The organism is Streptomyces sp. GESEQ-4, assembly GCF_017948455.1.
Taxonomy (GTDB): Bacteria; Actinomycetota; Actinomycetes; order Streptomycetales; family Streptomycetaceae; genus Streptomyces.
The window spans coordinates 192,346-213,184 of the sequence record NZ_JAFFSU010000002.1 but is presented as its reverse complement, the minus strand read 5'-3'; the positions used below and the strand labels follow the sequence as shown (position 1 = coordinate 213,184).

The following is a 20,839-nucleotide window of genomic DNA, read 5'->3' as shown; positions in this document are numbered from 1 at the left end:
CCGAGCCGCAAGGAGCACGCCCCATATGAATATGTCATGGCCTCATCAACCCCTTTCCCGTCGTCACGCGCTGGCGGCCGCCACCGGCCTGGCCACCGGCGCGGTCCTCCCGCTGACCGCAGCCCATGGACCGGCCCGCGCAGCCGCCGCGGCGTACACGAACCCGGTGATCTGGCAGGACTTCGCGGACATCGACATCATCCGCGTCGGCGACACCTTCTACGCGTCGGCCTCGACGATGCACTATTCGCCGGGCGCGCCCGTCCTGCGCTCGTACGACCTGGTGAACTGGGAGATCGCCGGCCACTCGGTGCCCGTCCTCGACTTCGGCGCCAAGTACGACCTGAACGGCGCCCGTGGCTACGTCCGGGGCGTCTGGGCGTCGTCGCTGGCCTACCGTCCGAGCAACAGGACGTTCTACTGGCTGGGCCAGATCGACTTCGCCCGGACCTACATCTACACCGCCACCGCCGTCGAGGGGCCGTGGAACAGGCTGACGACGATCAGCACGCCGTACTACGACGCCGGTCTGCTCGTGGACAGCGACGACACCCTGTATGTGGCCTACGGGAACACCACCATCAGCGTGGCCCAGCTCTCGCCCGACGGCCGCAACCAGGTGCGCACGCAGCAGGTGTTCACGACACCGTCGAGTGTCGGCACCCTTGAGGGCGCCCGCTTCTACAAGATCAACGGGCAGTACTACATCTTCCTGACCCGCCCCGCGAACGGCCAGTACATCCTCAAGTCGTCGAGCGGCCCCTTCGGTCCGTACACGATGCGGCAGGTCCTGCTCGACCTGCGCGGGCCGATCCCCGGCGGTGGTGTCCCCCACCAGGGCGGGCTGGTGCAGACGCAGAGCGGTGCCTGGTACTACATGGCCTTCGTCGACGCGTACCCCGGCGGCCGGATGCCCGCCCTGGCGCCGATCACCTGGACCTCGGACGGCTGGCCCGTCGTGCAACTGGTCAACGGCGCGTGGGGCACCTCGTATCCCAGCCCGGCCGTGCCCACCCCACCCCGCCAGGTCACCCCCATGACCGGCGTCGACACCTTCGACGGCACGACCCTCAAACCGAGGTGGGAGTGGAACCACAACCCGGACAACACCAAGTGGTCGGTGAACAACGGCCTGACCCTGCGGACCGCGACCGTCACCAACGACCTGTACTGGGCCCGCAACACGCTCACCCACCGCATCCAGGGTCCTACCTCCACGGCCACGGTCGACCTCGACTTCTCGGCGATGCGGGACGGCGACCGGGCCGGGCTCGCCCTGCTGCGTGACTCGTCCGCCTGGATCGGCGTCAAGCGCGACGGTGGCACGACGCGGGTCGTGATGGTCAACGGGCTGACCATGGACGGCAATTGGAACACCACCGGCACCGGCACCGAGGTCGCGAGCGCCCAGGTCTCCGGAGGCCGTGTCCGGCTGCGCGCGGGCGCGGACATCCGTCCGGGAGCGCCCCGCCCCGGCACCTTCTCCTACAGCACCGACGGCACCACGTTCACCCGCCTCGGGCCCGCCTTCTCCATGGGCAACGACTGGCGGTTCTTCATGGGCTACCGATTCGCCCTCTTCAACCACGCCACACAGGCGCTCGGCGGCGCGGTCCGCGTCACGCGGTTCGAGCTGTCCACGCCCTGAACGACCGGCTCCAGTACCAGACCGACTCGACCTGCTGACCGGCCGTGCCGGTGGGGAGCGCTTCTTGTGGGAGCGCTCCCCCGCGCTCACCGGCGACGTTCGGACGCACCCCTGAGAAAGCCGAGGTACCCGTCATGCGCCGCAGACTCCTCGCCCTGCTGGCAGCGCTCTCCTCGCTGCCGCTGGCGCTCGCCGCCGCGCCGTCCGCCCACGCGGCCGACCCGACGACCATGACCAACGGGTTCTACGTGGACCCGAACTCCAGCGCGAAGCGGTGGGTCGCCGCCAACTCCGGCGACGGCCGGGCGTCCGCGATCAACACCTCCATCGCCAACACCCCGACGGCCCGCTGGTTCGGCTCCTGGAGCGGCACCATCGGCACGGCGACCGGCGCGTACGTGGGCGCCGCGGACGCCGGTGACAAACTGCCCGTCCTCGTCGCCTACAACATCTACAACCGCGACTATTGCGGCGGGCACTCCGCGGGCGGAGCCGCCTCGCCGTCCGCCTACGCGAGCTGGATCGCCCAGTTCGCGGGCGGGATCGCGGGCCGCCCGGCCCTCGTCGTCCTCGAACCGGACTCCCTCGGGGACTACGGCTGCATGAACCAGGCCCAGATCGACGAACGCGAGGCCATGCTCACCGGCGCACTCGCCGAGTTCAACCGCCAGGCTCCCAACACCTGGGTCTACCTCGACGCCGGCAACCCGGCCTGGGCGAGCGCGGCGACCATGGCCCAGCGCCTCCACGAAGCCGGCGTCCGACAGGCCCACGGTTTCTCGCTCAACGTCTCCAACTACCTGACCACGGCTGAGAACACCGCGTACGGCAACGCCGTCAACAATGAGCTGCGCGCCCGGTACGGCTACACCAAGCCGTTCGTCGTGGACACCAGCCGCAACGGCAACGGCTCCAACGGCCAGTGGTGCAACCCCTCAGGCCGCCGTATCGGAACCCCCACCCAGTTGGGCGGAGGCGCCGAGATGCTCTTGTGGATCAAGGTCCCGGGCGAGTCCGACGGCAACTGCGGCGTGGGAAGCGGCTCCTCGGCCGGACAGTTCCTCCCGGAGGTCGCCTACAAGATGATCTACGGCTACTGACCCGGGTACGGGCCGAGGCCGGCCGCGCCTGAGAAGCCGCGAACCGGCCTCGCCCTGATGCCGACGCTGCGGCAGCCGTTCCCCGCATCCCGCCCGTCCTCGTTGGCACCGAGGCACGCGGGGAGGCCATGCCGCCCGCCTGGTGAGCGCGCTCAGCGCAGGCATCCGGTCCCGGAACCTACGTCAACACCGCGGCGATCGCACTCTACGGACGGCTCGGTTTCGAAACCCGCGCCCGCGTGACCTTTCGAGGGTTCCGGGCGCCGTGAGCGGTGAAGGAGTCGTAGGGGCGCCAAATCGTGTCCCGGCTCACATGGCATGACCGCGGCGTCGCCGACACCATGGTCCTCGTCACGGGCACGCCGCGAAGGGATCCAGGATGTTCCGCAAGGTACTGGTCGCCAACCGAGGCGAGATCGCCATTCGTGCGTTCCGCGCCGGCTATGAGCTGGGGGCGCGCACCGTCGCCGTGTTCCCGCACGAGGACCGCAACTCGCTGCACCGGCTCAAGGCGGACGAGGCCTACGAGATCGGCGAGCCGGGCCACCCGGTGCGGGCGTATCTCTCGGTCGACGAGATCGTACGGGCGGCTCAGCGGGCCGGAGCGGACGCCGTCTACCCGGGCTACGGTTTCCTCTCCGAGAACCCCGAACTGGCCCGTGCCTGCGAGAACGCGGGCATCACCTTCGTCGGGCCGGACGCGGACACGCTGGAGCTGACCGGCAACAAGGCCCGCGCGGTGGCCGCCGCCCGCGCGGCCGGCGTACCGGTGCTCGGCTCCTCGCAGCCCTCGAACGACGTCGACGAACTGGTCCGTGCCGCCGACGAGGTCGGCTTCCCGGTGTTCGTGAAGGCCGTCGCGGGCGGCGGAGGGCGTGGCATGCGGCGTGTGGAGACGCCGGCCCAGCTGCGGGAGTCCATCGAGGCGGCCTCGCGCGAGGCGGCGTCCGCGTTCGGTGACCCGACCGTCTTCCTGGAGAAGGCCGTCGTGGAGCCCCGCCACATCGAGGTGCAGATCCTCGCCGACGGCGCGGGCAACGTCATCCACCTGTTTGAGCGCGACTGCTCGGTGCAGCGCCGCCACCAGAAGGTAATCGAGCTGGCGCCCGCGCCCAACCTCGACCCGGATCTGCGGGAGCGGATCTGCGCGGACGCCGTGCGCTTCGCCCGCGAGATCGGCTACCGCAACGCCGGCACCGTGGAGTTCCTGCTCGACCGGGACGGCAACCACGTCTTCATCGAGATGAACCCGCGCATCCAGGTCGAGCACACGGTCACCGAGGAGGTGACCGACGTCGACCTGGTCCAGGCGCAGCTGCGCATCGCCTCCGGCGAGACCCTCGCCGACCTCGGGCTCGCCCAGGAGACCCTCACCCTGCGCGGCGCCGCGCTGCAGTGCCGTATCACCACCGAGGACCCGGCCAACGGCTTCCGCCCCGACACTGGCCGGATCAGCGCCTACCGCTCACCGGGCGGCTCGGGCATCCGTCTGGACGGCGGTACCACGCACGCCGGTACGGAGATCAGCGCGCACTTCGACTCGATGCTGGTGAAGCTCACCTGCCGGGGCCGGGATCTCACCGCCGCGATCGGCCGGGCCCGGCGCGCGGTCGCCGAGTTCCGTATCCGCGGGGTCGCCACGAACATCCCGTTCCTGCAGGCCGTCCTGGACGACCCCGACTTCCAGGCCGGCCGGGTCACGACGTCGTTCATCGAGCAGCGGCCGCACCTGCTGACGGCACGGCACTCCGCGGACCGCGGCACCAAGCTGCTGACCTATCTCGCCGACGTCACCGTCAACAAGCCGCACGGCGAGCGGCCTGCCCTCATCGACCCCACGACCAAGCTCCCGTCCGGGCCGGCCGGTGAGCCGCCCGCCGGCTCACGGCAGCGGCTCGCCGAGCTGGGCCCCGAGGGCTTCGCCCGCGCGTTGCGCGAGTCGCCGCTGCTCGGCGTCACCGACACCACCTTCCGCGACGCCCACCAGTCCCTGCTGGCCACCCGGGTACGCACCAAGGACCTGTTGGCCGTCGCCCCCGTCGTCGCGCGCACCCTGCCGGAGCTCCTGTCCCTGGAATGCTGGGGCGGCGCCACCTACGACGTCGCCCTGCGCTTCCTCGCCGAGGACCCGTGGGAACGCCTGGCCGCCCTGCGCGAGGCCGTGCCCAATGTCTGCCTGCAGATGCTGCTGCGCGGCCGGAACACCGTCGGCTACACCCCGTATCCCACCGAGGTGACCGACGCCTTCGTGCAGGAGGCCGCGGCCACCGGCATCGACATCTTCCGCATCTTCGACGCCCTCAACGACGTCGGCCAGATGCGCCCGGCCATCGACGCCGTACGCGAGACGGGAACGGCGATCGCCGAGGTGGCCCTCTGCTACACCGCTGACCTGTCCGACCCCGCCGAACGGCTCTACACCCTCGACTACTACCTGCGTCTCGCCGAGCAGATCGTCGAGGCGGGCGCCCACGTCCTGGCCGTCAAGGACATGGCGGGCCTGCTGCGTGCCCCCGCCGCCGCGACCCTCGTCTCGGCGCTGCGCCGCGAGTTCGGTCTGCCGGTCCATCTGCACACCCATGACACCGCGGGCGGCCAGCTCGCCACCTACCTCGCGGCGGCCCAGGCGGGCGTGGACGCGGTGGACGGGGCGGTGGCCTCGATGGCGGGTACGACGTCGCAGCCGTCCTTGTCGGCGATCGTCGCCGCCACCGACCACTCCGAACGGCCGACGGGCCTGGACCTCCAGGCCGTCGGGGACCTGGAGCCGTACTGGGAGAGCGTCCGCCGTGTGTACGCGCCGTTCGAGGCGGGCCTCGCCTCCCCCACCGGACGCGTCTACCATCACGAGATCCCCGGCGGCCAGCTGTCCAACCTGCGCACCCAGGCCGTCGCGCTCGGCCTCGGCGACCGCTTCGAGGACATCGAGGCGATGTACGCCGCCGCCGACCGCATCCTCGGCCGGCTGGTGAAGGTCACCCCCTCGTCGAAGGTGGTCGGCGACCTGGCCCTGCACCTGGTGGGAGCCGGTGTGACGCCGGAGGACTTCGAGGAGACGCCCGAACGGTTCGACATCCCCGACTCGGTCATCGGCTTCCTGCGCGGCGAGCTGGGGACCCCGCCGGGCGGCTGGCCGGAGCCGTTCCGCACCAAGGCGCTCCAGGGACGCGCCGACGCGAGGCCCGTACCGGATCTGACCGCCGAGGACCGCGACGGCCTGGAGAAGTCCCGCCGCACCACCCTCAACCGGCTGCTCTTCCCGGGCCCGACGCGCGAGTTCGAGACGCACCGTCAGTCGTACGGCGACACCAGCGTCCTGGACAGCAGGCACTTCTTCTACGGTCTGCGCCCCGGCAAGGAGTACGCCGTCGATCTGGAGCCCGGTGTACGCCTGCTCATCGAGCTCCAGGCCATCGGCGAGGCCGACGAACGCGGCATGCGCAACGTCATGGCCGGCCTCAACGGCCAGCTGCGGCCGATCCAGGTCCGCGACGTGGCCGCCGCCTCGGACGCCCCGGTCACCGAGAAGGCGGACCGGACCAACCCCGGGCATGTGGCGGCGCCGTTCGCGGGCGTGGTGACGCTCTCGGTCGCCGAGGGCGACGTGGTGGAGGCCGGCGTGACGGTGGCCACCATCGAGGCGATGAAGATGGAGGCCGCCATCACCGCGCCGACGGCGGGCCGGGTCACGCGGCTGGCCATCAACCGCATCCAGCAGGTGGAGGGCGGAGACCTGCTCGTGGAGATCGTGTAGCCCTGCAACCCCCTCGCAACCTCCCGCGTGCTGCGCTGTCGGCATGGATGAAGAGACCCCGCGTGTCGAGCTCACGCCCGCGGCCGCCGACCTGCTGCGTTCGTTGCGGCAGGCGCACGGTCCGCTGATGTTCCATCAGTCCGGCGGCTGCTGCGACGGCAGTGCGCCCATGTGTTACCCGGAGGGCGAGTTCCGTACCGGCGGCTCGGACGTGCTGCTCGCGGAGCTGGCCGTGGAGGGGGTCGAGGAGCCGGTGGGCTTCTGGATGTCGAGGAGTCAGTACGAGGTGTGGAGCCACACCCGGCTGATCGTCGACGTCGTCGAGGGCCGGGGCAGCGGCTTCTCGCTCGAGGCACCCGAGGGGGTGCGTTTTCTGATCCGTTCGCGCGTAGTCGGCGCTTAGGCACCCCGGCGGTCACCGCCCTCTGTTCCAATTCCCCTGAGTCCCACGACATGTGACGAGACCTCAGGGGGCACGGTGACGCGTCGTCAGAAACGGTTCGGAACAGGCAGATCGGTCCTCACGCTTCTCACGGCATTCGGCGCGCTGGCCGGTGCGGCCCTGGCGGGGGCGGCACCGGCCGGCGCCGTTCAGGGCGGCACCCGGATCGCTCCGGGTGTCACCTACGAGCAGTTCGAGATCCAGGCGTCCAAAGGCCTGACGCGGGCGCATGTGCTCAGCGTCGACCTGCGCAATCCGAAGGTCCGGCTGGGACTGCTGTATCCGGGGGCGGTGGCCGCCCGCGGGACCGTGTCCCGGCTGGCCGACGCCCAGGGCGCCGTAGGGGGCGTCAACGGCGACTTCTTCAATCTCACCGAGACCCAGCACCCGGGCGTGCAGGCGACCGGCGCGAGCGTGGGACCGGCGATCGCCAAGGGCAGCGCCCTGAGCGCCGCGGTGCCGGGCGGCCAGCGCTTCGGTCCCGCGATGCCGCCCGGCAGGACCACGAAGGACGTGTTCGGGGTCGGCGACGACCGGCGGGCCCGGCTGGACAGCCTCTCCCTGAGCGGGTCGATCGGCACGCCCGACGGGAAGCTGCCGCTCGGCGGGCTCAATCAGTACGCGCTGCCGGTGGGCTCGGTCGGCGCCTACACCGCCAAATGGGGCAGCGTCTCCCGGGTGCGCGCGACGTGCGGCACGGACACCGACCGGGCCGCGCCGTGCAGTACCGACACATACGAGGTGACGGTCCGCGGGGGACGCGTGGTGTCGACCGCCGACACCCCGGGCAGCGGCACCATCGCCAAGGACAGCACCGTGCTGGTCGGCCGGGAGGCGGGTGCGCAGCGGCTGCGGAAGCTGTCCAAGGGGGAGCGCGTCACGGTGCAGCACAAGCTGGTGCCGGCCGAGTCCCGCAAACCGTTCAGCTTCGCCCTGGGCGGCTTCCCGGTCCTGACGGACGGACAGCCGCTGCCCGGGCTGGACAACAGGACCGCGGCGGTGCGCACGGCCGTGGGCATCGCGGACGGCGGGCGGCGGGTGATTCTGCTCGCGCTGGACGGCGCCGCCGAGTACCGCACGGGCCTGACGGTCGCGGAAGTCGCCGACGCCATGCGGAAGTTGGGCTCGGTCGACGCGTTCAACCTGGACGGCGGCGGGTCGACGACGCTGGTCGCCCGCGTGCCGGGAGCGACCGCCGTGTCCGTACGCAACCATCCCTCAGGCGGCGTGGAACGCCCCGTCCCGAACGGCATCGGGGTCTTCTCGGCCGGCTGACCGCCGCGGTGGCCTCACGGTCTCAGACCGCTGACGATGTCCGCGGTCGCCGTGAGGCCGCTCTCGATGGTCGGCGCCATGCTCGTGCTCGCCATGTAGAACCCGAGCAGCGCGCAGACGATCGCGTGGCTGGGCTTCAGCCCGCCGTGCCGCAGGAAGATCACCGCCAGGATCAACAGCAGCAGCACCACAGAGATGGACACGGCCATCGAAAACCTCCTCCGCCACGTCCGCTTCGCGGCGTTCGGCCACGAGTGTGGCGTAGCGGAGGGTTCGTCCGGGCGGCTGGCGTGTCCTCCGAACGTGTGGTGTCGAAGCGGCTCCGGCGAGTCCGGTGCGGCAGCGCCCCGAAGGGGCGCGGGGAACTGCGCGACCAGCCACGACGGACCGGCAGGCGATGCACCGGACTTCCAGCCGGAGCGCTTACGCCGCGTGTGCGTCCAGGAAGGCTTCCAGGCCGATCAGGTCGTCGGTGTTGAGGTAGTCGACGTCGGCGGCGAGGAGTTCCGTCCACAGGGCGTCCCGGGCGGGGCCCGCGATGTCCGGGGTGGCCCAGAAGCGGACCTTCTGCCCGCGCGCGTGCGCGGCCTGGACGATGGTGTGCAGTTTCTGCCGCTCGGCGGCCGGGAAGGCGCCCACGCCCCGCCAGGTGAAGTTGAGCGTCCAGTTGTCGCTGATCAGCGGGACGAAGGAGGCGGGCGCGGAGGTGCCGAGGTCGGCGAGCCGGCCGTCGTAGAAGGCCCGGCGTACGGTCTGGGCCTCCATGGGGACGCGGGCCGCACGGTCGCCGGAGATCACCGCGGTGACGGGACCGGGGTACACCCGGCCGTGCGCGTACGTGGTGAACAGGCCCTTGTAGCGCCGCAGGTGCCGGTCGAGCTCGAGGTACGTCGACGACCCCTCGGTCTTGATGTCGATGAGCAGCTGGAGCGAGCCGCGGTAACCCCGGTAGACGGAGCCGCGGTTGGCCTTCACGCGGGACGCGAGCGTGTTCAGGTAGAGGGATTCGAGGGTGCGCGCCGGGTCGAGGTCCACCTGGTCGTGCGCGACGAGTAGCTGGTCGCCGACGAGCCAGATGTCGGCCTCGACGCTGCCGAAGCGGTGGTCGAGGGCGTCGAGGAGGGGACGGGGGTGCTCGTAGTCGTTGTGTGCGTGGGCGCGCCAGAGCGGGCGCGGGTGATGCTTCTTCTGCTCGCCCGCCAGTGCCTGTGAGGCGGGCGCCACGACCGCGCCCGCGAGGGCGGCGCCGAGGGTGAGGACTCTGCGACGGGTGGTGTGGGCCATGCTCTCTCCCCGAGGTGTTCTGAAGTGAAACCCCAGCGAGTATGCGTTCGAGAGCGGCTCAAGAAACCGCCTGAGAAAGTGAGTTGGCCGGACTGCCGCCGTGAGTTCACTTCCTTGGCCGAAGACACACCGAAAAGCCCGCCCCTGGTGGGACAGGCTTCTCTCGGTCTACTCCCAGGTGTACGTCAGGGGGCGCGCAGGTCGACCAGTTCGGCGAGCGCCGCACGGTGGCCGCCCGCGGTGCCGTACGCGATCGAGTCCGCCTTGGCCCGCTTCAGATACAGATGCACCGGATGCTCCCAGGTCATCCCGATACCGCCGTGCAACTGCAGCGCCTCCTCAGCGGCGTGGACGGCGACGCCCGCCGCGTAGGCCTGCGCGACGGCGACCGCCACCTCGGCGTCCTCGCCGGTCGCGAGCGCGTCCGCCGCGTTCCGGGCGGCGGCGCGCAGGTTGACGACCTCCAGCCACAGCTGCGCGAGCCGGTGCTTGATCGCCTGGAACCCGCCGACGGGCCGGTTGAACTGCTTGCGCTCCTTGAGATACCGGACCGTCTCGGTCAACGCCCAGTCGGCGAGCCCGAGTTGCTCGGACGCGAGCAGCCCGGCTCCGGCCCGCAGGGCCCGTCGTACGGCGGGTTCGGCATCGCCCAGCCGACGCCCGCGAGCGCCCTCCAGCACCACCCGTGCCACCGGCCGCGTCAGATCCAGCGACACCTGCGGTACGACGCTCACGGCATCGGCGTCCACGGCGTAGAGCCCACCGTCGTCCGTGGGCACGAGCAGCACGTCCGCGGCCGACGCGTCCGCGATGCCGGTCAACTCGCCGTGCAGGGCACCGGCTTCCTGTCGTACGGCCTTGAAGGCGCCGTCCGGAGCGACGTTCAGGGCGACGGCGAGGACGCCGATCCGCCGGCCGGACGCCAGCTCGGCGAGCAGGTCGTCGGCGTCGCAGGCCAGGAGGGCCTCCGTGGCGACCACGGCGCTCGTCAGATACGGCACGGGGGCGACGGCCCGTCCCAACTCCTCCAGGACGACGGCGACTTCGCGGTGGGTGGCGCCCTGGCCGCCCCGTGCCTCGGGGACGAGCAGGCCGGCGAGGCCCATGCCGTCGGCGAGGGACTTCCACAGGGAGAGGTCGTGCGGGGCGTCGGACTCGGTGCGGGTGATCACGCCCGCCGCGTCGCAGTGGTCGGTGAGCAGGTCCCGGACGGCGGCGCGCAGCGCCTCTTCCTCCTCCGAGTACAGCAGGTCACGCTGTGCGGTCATCGGGCCAGGTCCTTCCACGCGACGTCCTTGTCGGTGCGCGGCTCCGCGGGCAGGCCCAGGACGCGCTCGGCGACGATGTTCAGCAGGACCTCGCTGGTCCCGCCCTCGATGCTGTTGCCCTTGGAGCGGAGGTAGCGGTAGCCGGCGTCGCGGCCGGTGAAGTCGACCAGTTCCGGGCGGCGCATGGTCCAGTCGTCGTACAACAGGCCCTCCTCGCCGAGGAGTTCGACCTCCAGGCCGCTGATCTCCTGGTTGAGGCGGGCGAAGGACAGCTTCATGCCGGAGCCCTCGTAGCCGGGCTGGCCCGCGACGAGCTGCTGGCGCAGGCGTTCGCCGGTGAGGCGGGCGACCTCGGCCTCGACCCAGAGCTTCAGCAGGCGCTGGTGGAGGTCGTGGGTGCGCAGTTCGGGGCGTTCGCGCCAGGTCTGCGCGATCGGCCCGATCATGCCGCCCTCGCGCGGGATGCGCATGCCGCCGATGGAGACGCGCTCGTTCATCAGCGTCGTCTGCGCGACCTTCCAGCCGTCGCCGACCGCGCCGAGGCGGTGCGCGTCCGGGATGCGGACGTCGGTGAGGAACACCTCGTTGAACTCGGCCTCGCCGGTGATCTGGCGCAGCGGCCTGACCTCGACGCCCGGGTCCGTCATGTCGCAGATGAAGTACGTGATGCCCTGGTGCTTGGGCAGGTCCGGGTCGGTGCGGGCGATGAGGATGGCCCAGCGGGCGAGATGGGCGCTGGAGGTCCACACCTTCTGCCCGTTGACGACCCAGCCGTCGCCTTCCCTGACCGCACGCGTGCCGAGCGCGGCCAGGTCGGACCCGGCGCCCGGCTCGCTGAACAGCTGGCACCAGACCTCCTCGCCCACCCACAGCGGCCTGAGGAACTGCTGCTTCTGCTCCTCGGTGCCGTACTTCAGGATCGTCGGCGCCGCCATACCGAGGCCGATGCCGATGCGCCGCGGGTCGTTGTCAGGGGCGCCCGCCGCCTCCAACTCGGCGTCCACGACGGCCTGGAGGGAGCGCGGCGCACCGAGTCCGCCGAGGCCCTCCGGGTAGTGCACCCAGGCGAGTCCGGCGTCGAAGCGGGCCTTGAGGAAGTCGATGCGTTCCGTGGTGGCAGGGGGGTGCGCGGCCAGCAACTCCCGTGTGCGGCTGCGCAGTTCTGCGGCGTCGGTCATGCGGCGGCTCCGTTCTCCAGGGAGGGAACGACGGCGACCCGGCCCGTCGTGGCCCCGTCGGCGACCCGCTGCACCGCCGCCGCGGCCCCCGCCAGCGGCACCCGCTCGCTCACCAGCGGCTTGATCGCGCCCCGCGCGGCCAGCTCGGTGAGCTGTTCGTGGCAGTGCTGGACCAGCTTCGGGTTCTTGGTGTTGTACAGGCCCCAGTGCAGGCCGAGGATCGCGTAGTTCTTCACCAGCGCGTGGTTGAGGCCCGGGCTGGGGATCGTCCCGCTGGCGAAGCCGACGACCACGATCCGGCCCTCGAAGGCGACGACCTTGGCGGACTGGGTGTAGGCCGCGCCGCCGACCGGGTCGTAGATCACGTCGGCGCCCCGGCCACCGGTGGCCTCCTTCACGGCGGCGACGACGTCCTCGGCACGGCGGTCGACGACGACATCGCAGCCCAACTCCCGTGCGACCGCCGCCTTTTCGGCGCCACCCACGACTCCGATGACGGTGGCGCCGGCCGCCTTCCCGAGCTGCACGGCCGCGCTGCCGACCCCTCCCGCGGCAGCGTGGACGAGCAGCGTCTCGCCGGCCTCCAGCCGGGCCCGCCGGTGCAGACCGAACCAGCCCGTCTGGTAACCGATGTGCAGCGCGGCGGCCTCGGCGTCGTCCAGAGAATCGGGCGCGGGCAGCACAGCCGCCGCATCCGCGACGGCGTACTCGGCGAAGCCGCCGTACGGCAGGGCGGGGTTGGCGATCACCCGGCGCCCGTCCTCGGTCTCGCCGCAGACTTCGACGCCCGGCGTGAACGGCAGCGGCGGCTTGACCTGGTACTGGCCCCGGCACATCAGGGCATCCGGGAAGTTGATGTTGGCGGCTCGCACCTTCAGCAGGACCTGGCCGTCGCCGGGCGTCGGCCGCGCCACGTCCGCCAGCCGCATCACCTCGCCCGGCTCACCGATCTCGTGCACTTGCCATGCCTGCATGCGGGGCCTCCACAGACTGCTTCGTCCGACCAGATCCCTCGCATACTAAGCGGTCGCTTGCCGATCAGGGAACAGTCGCGTCCGTCACGCCCGCTTCGGCCGCGCCCGCACATGCATCCGCTCCCCCTGCGGCCCGAACAGACTGAGGAACTCCACCGGCCCCTCCCCCGTCGACCCGAACCAATGCGGCACCCGCGTGTCGAACTCGGCGGCCTCCCCCGCGTTCAGCACGATGTCGTGATCGCCCAGGACCATCCTCAGCCGCCCCGACATCACATACAGCCACTCGTAGCCCTCATGGGTCCGCGGCTCCACCGGCTCGGCCTCCTCCTGCGGCACCAGCACCTTGAAGGCCTGCAGCCCTCCCGGCTGGCGGGTCAGCGGCCAGTATGTGCGCCCGTGCCTCTTGATCGGCTCGGCCCGCACCCGGGGATCACGCACTGCGGGAGCGCCCACCAGTTCGTCCAGTGCCACCTCGTGCGCCCGCGCGATCGGCAGCAGCAGCTCCAGGCTGGGCTTGCGCAGCCCGGACTCCAGCCGGGAGAGCGTGCTCACCGAGATACCGGTCGCCTCGGAGAGCCCGGCCAGCGTGGCGCCCCGCTCCTTGCGGATCCGCCGCAGCCGCGGACCGACCTCGGCGAGCACCTCGTCCATGTCGTCGTCACTCATGGAGTCCATTGCAGTTTCGGCAAATGTGTTTGTCAATGCGGCAGTGGTGGCGCGACCGTCTGGCGTGGAGGTGGTCACCATGACCGAGACATACAGCGACACATACGAGGTGGTCGTCATCGGCGGCGGCGCGGCGGGCCTGTCCGCCGCCCTCATCCTGGGCCGGGCCCGGCGCCACACCCTGGTGGTCGACGCGGGCGAACCACGCAACGCCCCCGCCGCGCACATGCAGGGCTATCTGTCCCGCGACGGCATGTCCCCCGCCGAGTTCCTCGCGATCGGCCGCGAGGAGATCTCGCGGTACGGAGTCGAGCTGGTCCGGGACACGGCCGTGGACGTCACCAAGGCCGAGGACTTCACGGTCGAGCTCGCGAGCGGACGGACAGTACGCGCCCGGCGTCTCGTCGTCACCACCGGCCTCAAGGACGAGCTGCCGGACGTCCCCGGCGTCGCCGAGCGCTTCGGCCGCGACGTGCTGCACTGCCCGTACTGCCATGGCTGGGAGGTACGCGACCAGGCCTTCGGCGTGCTGGCGACCAGCCCGATGGGCGTTCACCAGGCCCTGATCGTCTCCCAGTGGTCCAAGGACGTGACCCTCTTCCTCCACAAGGTCGCCGAGGACGACCTGTCGGACGACGACCTGCGCAGACTGGCCGCGGCGGGCGTACACGTCATCCCGGGCGAGGTCGCGGGCCTGGTGGTCGAGGACGACCGGCTGAGGGGCGTACGACTCACGGACGGTTCGACGTACGACCGCCAGGCGCTGTTCGTAGCGCCGCGCGCAATCCCACAGACCGGCCTGCTGGAGAAGCTCGGCGCCGAGCTCCAGGAGACCCCGTTCGGCTCGTACCCGGTGGTCGACCCGACCGGCCTGACAACCGTGCCGGGCGTCTGGGCGGCGGGCAACGCGATGGGCTTCGGCGAGCAGGTAGTGAACGCGGCGAGCGGCGGCTACCGCGCGGGCGCCACGATCAACGGGGAGCTACTAATGACGGACCTCGACAAAACGCCCTAAGGGGCGCGGGGAACTGCGCGACCAGCCACAACGAGCCCGCAGACAATCGACAACCGTTCGTCGGGGTGAAAACCGGCGGAGCCCGTCGCACCATGGGCTGCATGCTCCTGACCCGGCTGGCCCAAGTGTCCCAAGAGGTCGCCGCCACCTCCGCGCGGTCCCGCAAGATCGCGCTCCTCGCGGAATTGTTCCGGGACGCGGAGGCGGACGACGTACCGATAGTGATCCCGTATCTCGCCGGAAGGCTTCCGCAGGGACGGCTCGGCGTCGGCTGGAAGGTGCTGAGCCGCCCGGTCGCCCCGGCCGCCGAGCCGACCCTGAGCGTGCGCGAGGTGGACGCCCTGCTCAGCGAGCTGGGCAAGGTGTCCGGGCCCGGTTCGCAGGCGGAACGGGCCCGGCTGGTGGGTGAGTTGATGGGCGCGGCCACCGAGGACGAGCAGCGGTTCCTGCTCGGGCTGATCACCGGTGAGGTACGGCAGGGCGCGCTGGAGGCGGTGGCGGTGGAGGGCCTCGCGGTGGCGACCGGGGCGCCGGCGGCGGACGTACGGCGGGCGGTGATGCTCGCCGGGTCCCTCCAGACCGTCGCCCAGGCGCTGCTCGCGGACGGCCCGGCGTCGCTGGACCGCTTCCGGCTCACCGTCGGCCGCCCGGTCCTGCCGATGCTGGCGCACAGCGCGTCCTCGGTGGCCGAGGCGGTCGACAAGATCGGCGCGTGCGCGATCGAGGAGAAGCTCGACGGCATCCGCGTCCAGGTGCACCGGGACGGCGACGCCGTACGCGTCTACACCCGCACCCTCGACGACATCACCGACCGGCTGCCCGAACTGACCTCGGCGGCCCTGGAGTTGAACGGTGAGCGCTTCATCCTGGACGGTGAGGTGATCTCCTTCGGCGCGGACGGGCGGCCCCGTTCCTTCCAGGAGACCGCCGGGCGCGTCGGCTCCCGCGTGGACGTGGCGACGGCGGCCCAGGAGGTCCCCGTCTCCCCCGTCTTCTTCGACGCGCTGTCCGTCGGCGACCGCGACCTGCTCGACCTGCCGTTCGCCGAGCGGCACGCGGAGCTGGCGCGGCTGGTGCCCGAGCCGATGCGGGTGCGCCGGACGCTCGTCGACGGACCCGACGACATCGACGCGGCGGACGCCTTCCTCGCCGAGACCCTGAAGCGCGGCCACGAGGGCGTCGTCGCCAAGGCCCTCGACGCCCCCTACAGCGCCGGCCGGCGCGGCGCGTCCTGGCTGAAGGTCAAGCCGGTGCACACGCTCGACCTCGTCGTCCTGGCCGCCGAGTGGGGCCACGGCCGCCGCACCGGCAAGCTCTCCAACCTCCACCTGGGCGCGCTGCGTCCCGACGGCTCCTTCGCCATGCTCGGCAAGACCTTCAAGGGCATGACCGACGCCATGCTGACCTGGCAGACCGAGCGCCTCCAGGAGCTGACCGTCGAGGACAACGGCTGGGGCGTGACCGTACGCCCGGAACTCGTCGTCGAGATCGCCTACGACGGTCTGCAGAAGTCCACCCGCTACCCGGCCGGCGTCACCCTCCGCTTCGCCCGCGTGGTCCGCTACCGCGAGGACAAGCGGCCGGAGGAGGCGGACACGGTGGAGACGCTGCTGGCCGCACATCCCGAGGTGACGCCGTGAGGACGAGCGCCGGCCTGCTGTTGTTCCGGCACACGGACCGGGGCGTGGAGGTGTTGCTCGGGCATATGGGCGGCCCGTTCTTCGCGCGCCGTGACGAAGGGGCGTGGACCGTGCCCAAGGGCGAGTACGAACCCGACGAGCCGGCCTGGGACGCCGCCCGCCGTGAGTTCCAGGAGGAGCTGGGGCTGCCGCCGCCGGACGGTGAGGCGATCGACCTCGGCGAGGTCCGACAGACCGGCGGCAAGATCGTCACCGTATGGGCGGTGGAGGCCGACCTCGACCCGGCTGCCGTCGTCCCCGGCACCTTCCGGATGGAGTGGCCGCCGAAGTCCGGGCAGACGCGGGAGTTCCCCGAGCTGGACCGGGTGGAATGGTTCGGGCTCGACCGGGCCCGCGGCGTGATCGTGAAGGCGCAGACCGCGTTTCTCGACCGGCTGGCGGAGCACTCGGGCTGAACAGCGGCCTACGCGTTGCGGTCCCCCACGCAGCGCGGGAAGGTCGAACCAAAGCCGCCCTCAGGAGGTCAGCCATGCCCATCGCGACGGTGAACCCGGCGAACGGCGAGACGCTCAAGACGTACGAGGCCATGGGCGCCGAAGAACTGGAACGCAGGCTCCAGCTCGCCGAAGCCACGTTTCGCACCTACCGGGCGACCGGCTTCGCCGAGCGCACCCTGCTGCTGCGCCGGGCCGCCGATCTCCTCGAGGAGGACCAGCAGGACATCGGCCGGGTCATGACCACCGAGATGGGCAAGCCGGTCAAGCAGGCCCGCGCGGAGGCCGCGAAGTGCGCCAAGGCGATGCGCTGGTACGCCGACCACGCGGCCGAGCTCCTCGCCGACGAGGAACCCGCCGACGCCGACGTGCGGGACTCCGGCGCCTCCCGCGTCCTCATCCGCTACCGGCCGCTGGGCCCGGTGCTCGCGGTCATGCCGTGGAACTTCCCGCTCTGGCAGGTCGTCCGCTTCGCCGCGCCCGCGCTGATGGCGGGCAACGTCGGCCTCCTCAAACACGCCTCGAACGTCCCGCAGACCGCCCTCTACCTGGAGGACCTGTTCCACCGTGCCGGCTTCCCCGAGGGCTGCTTCCAGACCCTGCTCATCGGCTCCGGCGCGGTCGAGGACATCCTGCGCGACGAGCGCGTCCGGGCGGCCACCCTCACCGGCAGCGAGCCCGCCGGCCGCGCGGTCGCGTCCGTCGCCGGGGAGATGGTGAAGAAGACGGTGCTGGAGCTGGGCGGCAGCGACCCGTACATCGTCATGCCCTCCGCCGACGTCGACCGGGCCGCCCAAGTCGCGGTCACCGCACGGGTGCAGAACAACGGCCAGTCCTGCATCGCCGCCAAGCGGTTCATCGTGCACGCCGATGTGTACGACGCGTTCGCCGAGCGGTTCGTCGCCGGAATGCGGGCGCTCACGGTCGGTGACCCGCTGGAGGAGGAGACCGAGGTCGGGCCGCTGGCCAGCGAGCAGGGCCGGGCCGATCTGGAGGAGCTGGTGGACGACGCGGTACGCGGCGGAGCGGCCGTGCTGTGCGGCGGCGAACGTCCCGAGCAGGCCGGCTGGTGGTACCCGCCGACCGTCCTCACCGGCATCACCCGCGAGATGCGGATCCACCGCGAGGAAGCGTTCGGGCCGGTGGCCACGGTGTACCGTGCGGGCGACCTGGACGAGGCCGTGCTCATCGCCAACGACTCGCCGTTCGGGCTGAGTTCCAACGTCTGGACGCGCGACGGGACCGAGGTCGAACGGTTCGCACGGGACCTGGAGGCGGGTGGCGTCTACGTCAACGGGATGACGGCGTCCCACCCGGCGTTCCCGTTCGGCGGAGTGAAGCGGTCCGGGTACGGGCGTGAGCTGTCCGGGCACGGAATCCGCGAGTTCTGCAACATCACGACCGTATGGCACGGAGCGTGAGGGTTCCGCGGCTACGATCCCCTTTGTGAACCGCGAAGTGACTCTGCCTCTGATCGTCGACGACCGCGGGACCCTGCAGGTGGCTGCCGCCGACGTCAGCAAGTTGTTGCGGACGGTGGGTGCGCGATGGCTGCACCTCGTCGAGGCCGGGCAGGAGGAACTGGACGAGGACACGGTGGCGGCTCTGACGATCGAGCTGGCCAAGCTGGCCGATCGTATCGATGTCGCCTGTATCGCGCACAGCAGCGGGGGCACGCCGTAGCGCTAGGCAATTCCAGTGATCCCCAATTTGGAGTAGTCCGGCGCGAGATAGTCGCCCCGTCGGGTGATCGTGAATGCACAACCTTCTGACCGGGGGGCGCAGGCCTTCCGGAAGGCGAAAGCAGGCACGGTTCATGGCGACTTTGTGCAGACCCTCGGTGTCCGTTCCAGAGCACGTGATCACGATGGAGGAGACGCTGGAGCTGGCTCGCTCCCGCCACTCCGACCACCCCCAACTGCCGCTGGCCCTCCGGCTGATCGAGAACACCGGCGTACGCACCCGGCACATCGTGCAGCCGATCGAGGAGACCCTGAAGCACCCCGGCTTCGAGGAGCGGAACAAGATCTACGAGGCCGAGGCGAAGGCCCGGGTCCCGGCGGTCATACAGCGGGCGCTCGACGACGCGGAGCTGCTCACCACCGACATCGACGTGATCATCTATGTGTCGTGCACGGGCTTCATGATGCCCTCGCTCACGGCCTGGCTGATCAACGAGATGGACTTCGACAGCACCACCCGCCAGCTCCCCATAGCCCAGCTGGGCTGCGCGGCCGGCGGGGCGGCGATCAACCGGGCGCACGACTTCTGCACGGCCTACCCCGAGGCCAACGCGCTCATCGTGGCCTGCGAGTTCTGCTCGCTGTGCTACCAGCCCACGGACATCGGCGTCGGCTCGCTGCTGTCCAACGGTCTGTTCGGCGACGGCATCGCCGCAGCGGCGGTCCGCGGGCGCGGCGGCGAGGGCATCACGCTGGAGCGCAACGGCTCGTACCTGATCCCCAAGACCGAAGAGTGGATCATGTACGACGTCCGGGCCACCGGATTCCACTTCCTGCTGGACAAGCGGGTGCCGGCCACCATGGAGCCGCTCGCCCCGGCGCTCCAGGACCTCGCGGGCCTGCACGGCTGGGACGCCGCCGACCTGGACTTCTACATAGTCCATGCGGGCGGGCCCCGAATACTCGACGACCTCAGCAAGTTCCTGCAGGTCGACCCGCACGCGTTCCGGTTCAGCCGGTCGACACTCACCGAGTACGGCAACATCGCGAGCGCCGTCGTCCTGGACGCGCTGCGCCGGCTGTTCGAGGAGGGCGGCGCCGAGCACAAGGCGCGCGGGCTCCTCGCCGGGTTCGGTCCCGGTATCACCGCCGAGATGGCCCTGGGCCGCTGGCACCGCAACTGACGAGACGACGTGAGATGACCGAAGAGACGATCACCGAAACCCTTCCCCCCGTCCGGCACTGGCCGGCGCTCGACCTGTCGGGCGTGGACTTCGACCCGATCCTCGGCCAGCTGATGGACGAGGGCCCGGTCACCCGGATCCAGCTGCCCAACGGCGAGGGCTGGGCGTGGCTGGTCACCCGCTACGACGACGTACGCATGGTGACCAACGACCCCCGGTTCAGCCGCGAGGCCGTCATGGACCGGCAGGTCACCCGGCTCGCCCCGCACTTCATCCCGGCCCGCGGCGCGGTCGGCTTCCTGGACCCGCCGGACCACACCCGGCTGCGCCGCTCGGTGGCGGCCGCGTTCACCGCGAAGGGCGTGGAGCGGGTACGGGAGAAGTCCCGCCGCATGCTGGACGAACTGGTCGACGAACTCCTCCAGGACGGCCCGCCGGCCGACCTGACCGCAACCGTCCTCAGCCCCTTCCCCATCGCCGTGATCTGCGAGCTGATGGGCGTCCCGGCCGCCGACCGGCACGGCATGCACACCTGGACCCAGCTCATCCTGTCCTCCTCGCACGGCGCCGACGTCAGCGAGAAGGCCAAGAACGAGATGGGCGCCTACTTCGCCGACCTCATCGGCATGCGCGAGGGCAGCACCGGCGAGGACGTCACCTCACTGCTCGGCGCGGCCGTCGGCAAGGGCGAGGTGACGCTGGAGGAGGCCGTCGGACTCGCGGTGCTCCTCCAGATCGGCGGCGAGGCGGTCACCAACAACAGCGGGCAGATGTTCTACATCCTGCTGACCCGCCCCGACCTCACCGCACGGCTGCGCGCCGAGCCGGAGATCCGCCCCCAGGCCATCGACGAGCTGCTGCGCTACATCCCGCACCGCAACGCCGTCGGGCTGTCCCGGATCGCGATGGAGGACGTCGGCATCAAGGGCGTACGGATCCGGGCGGGCGACGCGATCTACGTGTCGTACCTCGCCGCCAACCGCGACCCGGACGTCTTCCCGCAACCCGAGATGATCGACTTCTCTCGCAACCCCAACCCCCACGTCTCCTTCGGCTTCGGCCCGCACTACTGCCCCGGCGGCATGCTGGCCCGGCTGGAGTCCGAGCTCCTCGTCGACGCGCTCCTCGACCGGGTGCCGGGACTGAAGCTCGCCGTGCCGCCCCGGGAAGTGCCCTTCAAGAAGGGCGCGTTGATCCGCGGGCCCGAGGCCCTGCCGGTCACGTGGTGAGAC

At 71.1% G+C, this 20,839-nt stretch carries 18 protein-coding genes; 12 read left to right on the top strand and 6 right to left on the bottom strand.

Features of this window, described 5'->3' with window-relative positions:
• The first annotated feature begins 31 nt into the window (after nt 1-31).
• The 5 genes from KCH48_RS06395 to KCH48_RS06375 all read left to right on the top strand — a co-directional run bounded on the left by KCH48_RS06395 (nt 32) and on the right by KCH48_RS06375 (nt 8,219).
• Nucleotides 32-1,648, top strand: coding sequence for a glycoside hydrolase 43 family protein (locus KCH48_RS06395; RefSeq protein WP_210571480.1), 1,617 nt, complete (start codon nt 32-34; stop codon nt 1,646-1,648).
• Between the two features lie 134 nt (nt 1,649-1,782).
• Entirely contained in the window at nt 1,783-2,748 is a 966-nt protein-coding gene (locus tag KCH48_RS06390) for a glycoside hydrolase family 6 protein (protein WP_210571154.1), read from the top strand.
• Between the two features lie 379 nt (nt 2,749-3,127).
• On the top strand, nt 3,128-6,502 hold the full coding sequence (locus KCH48_RS06385) for a pyruvate carboxylase (protein ID WP_210571153.1): 3,375 nt from the start codon (nt 3,128-3,130) through the stop codon (nt 6,500-6,502).
• Between the two features lie 43 nt (nt 6,503-6,545).
• Nucleotides 6,546-6,905, top strand: a complete 360-nt coding sequence (locus KCH48_RS06380) for a DUF779 domain-containing protein (protein ID WP_210571152.1) — start codon at nt 6,546-6,548, stop codon at nt 6,903-6,905.
• 75 nt (nt 6,906-6,980) lie between these two features.
• A complete protein-coding gene (locus KCH48_RS06375; protein ID WP_210571151.1) occupies nt 6,981-8,219 on the top strand; it encodes a phosphodiester glycosidase family protein in 1,239 nt (412 codons plus the stop codon).
• A gap of 14 nt (nt 8,220-8,233) precedes the next feature.
• On the opposite strand, the gene KCH48_RS06370 is transcribed toward KCH48_RS06375, so the two are convergent.
• The 6 genes from KCH48_RS06370 to KCH48_RS06345 form a co-directional block, all read right to left on the bottom strand.
• Nucleotides 8,234-8,428 (bottom strand): hypothetical protein, encoded by a 195-nt coding sequence (locus KCH48_RS06370; RefSeq protein ID WP_210571150.1) that lies wholly within the window; start codon nt 8,426-8,428, stop codon nt 8,234-8,236.
• A 214-nt stretch (nt 8,429-8,642) separates the two neighbouring features.
• Nucleotides 8,643-9,503, bottom strand: coding sequence for a phosphatidylinositol-specific phospholipase C/glycerophosphodiester phosphodiesterase family protein (locus KCH48_RS06365; RefSeq protein ID WP_210571149.1), 861 nt, complete (start codon nt 9,501-9,503; stop codon nt 8,643-8,645).
• 185 nt (nt 9,504-9,688) lie between these two features.
• Nucleotides 9,689-10,771 (bottom strand): acyl-CoA dehydrogenase family protein, encoded by a 1,083-nt coding sequence (locus KCH48_RS06360; RefSeq protein ID WP_210571148.1) that lies wholly within the window; start codon nt 10,769-10,771, stop codon nt 9,689-9,691.
• On the bottom strand, nt 10,768-11,949 hold the full coding sequence (locus tag KCH48_RS06355; RefSeq protein ID WP_210571147.1) for an acyl-CoA dehydrogenase family protein: 1,182 nt from the start codon (nt 11,947-11,949) through the stop codon (nt 10,768-10,770). The genes KCH48_RS06360 and KCH48_RS06355 overlap by 4 nt, the downstream gene beginning before the upstream one ends.
• A complete protein-coding gene (locus tag KCH48_RS06350; protein ID WP_210571146.1) occupies nt 11,946-12,923 on the bottom strand; it encodes an NADPH:quinone oxidoreductase family protein in 978 nt (325 codons plus the stop codon). The genes KCH48_RS06355 and KCH48_RS06350 overlap by 4 nt, the downstream gene beginning before the upstream one ends.
• 84 nt (nt 12,924-13,007) lie before the next feature.
• Nucleotides 13,008-13,592 (bottom strand): helix-turn-helix domain-containing protein, encoded by a 585-nt coding sequence (locus tag KCH48_RS06345; RefSeq protein WP_210571145.1) that lies wholly within the window; start codon nt 13,590-13,592, stop codon nt 13,008-13,010.
• A 79-nt stretch (nt 13,593-13,671) separates the two neighbouring features.
• On the opposite strand from KCH48_RS06345, the gene KCH48_RS06340 reads away from it, so the two are divergent.
• The 7 genes from KCH48_RS06340 to KCH48_RS06310 all read left to right on the top strand — a co-directional run bounded on the left by KCH48_RS06340 (nt 13,672) and on the right by KCH48_RS06310 (nt 20,836).
• Nucleotides 13,672-14,607, top strand: coding sequence for an NAD(P)/FAD-dependent oxidoreductase (locus tag KCH48_RS06340; RefSeq protein WP_246884905.1), 936 nt, complete (start codon nt 13,672-13,674; stop codon nt 14,605-14,607).
• Between the two features lie 101 nt (nt 14,608-14,708).
• The gene (locus tag KCH48_RS06335) at nt 14,709-16,247 is read left to right on the top strand and encodes an ATP-dependent DNA ligase (protein WP_210571143.1); all 1,539 of its coding nucleotides are present in this window, start codon (nt 14,709-14,711) and stop codon (nt 16,245-16,247) included.
• Complete coding sequence (locus KCH48_RS06330; RefSeq protein ID WP_210571142.1) at nt 16,244-16,702, top strand: NUDIX domain-containing protein; 459 nt, start codon at nt 16,244-16,246, stop codon at nt 16,700-16,702. The genes KCH48_RS06335 and KCH48_RS06330 overlap by 4 nt, the downstream gene beginning before the upstream one ends.
• A 74-nt stretch (nt 16,703-16,776) precedes the next feature.
• Nucleotides 16,777-18,162: an NADP-dependent succinic semialdehyde dehydrogenase gene (locus tag KCH48_RS06325; RefSeq protein WP_210571141.1), complete on the top strand. Its 1,386-nt coding sequence runs from the start codon at nt 16,777-16,779 to the stop codon at nt 18,160-18,162.
• 25 nt (nt 18,163-18,187) lie between these two features.
• Complete coding sequence (locus KCH48_RS06320; RefSeq protein ID WP_210571140.1) at nt 18,188-18,424, top strand: DUF6213 family protein; 237 nt, start codon at nt 18,188-18,190, stop codon at nt 18,422-18,424.
• A gap of 73 nt (nt 18,425-18,497) precedes the next feature.
• Nucleotides 18,498-19,607: a type III polyketide synthase gene (locus KCH48_RS06315; RefSeq protein ID WP_210571139.1), complete on the top strand. Its 1,110-nt coding sequence runs from the start codon at nt 18,498-18,500 to the stop codon at nt 19,605-19,607.
• Between the two features lie 14 nt (nt 19,608-19,621).
• Complete coding sequence (locus tag KCH48_RS06310) at nt 19,622-20,836, top strand: cytochrome P450 (RefSeq protein ID WP_210571138.1); 1,215 nt, start codon at nt 19,622-19,624, stop codon at nt 20,834-20,836.
• Nucleotides 20,837-20,839: the final 3 nt, after the last annotated feature.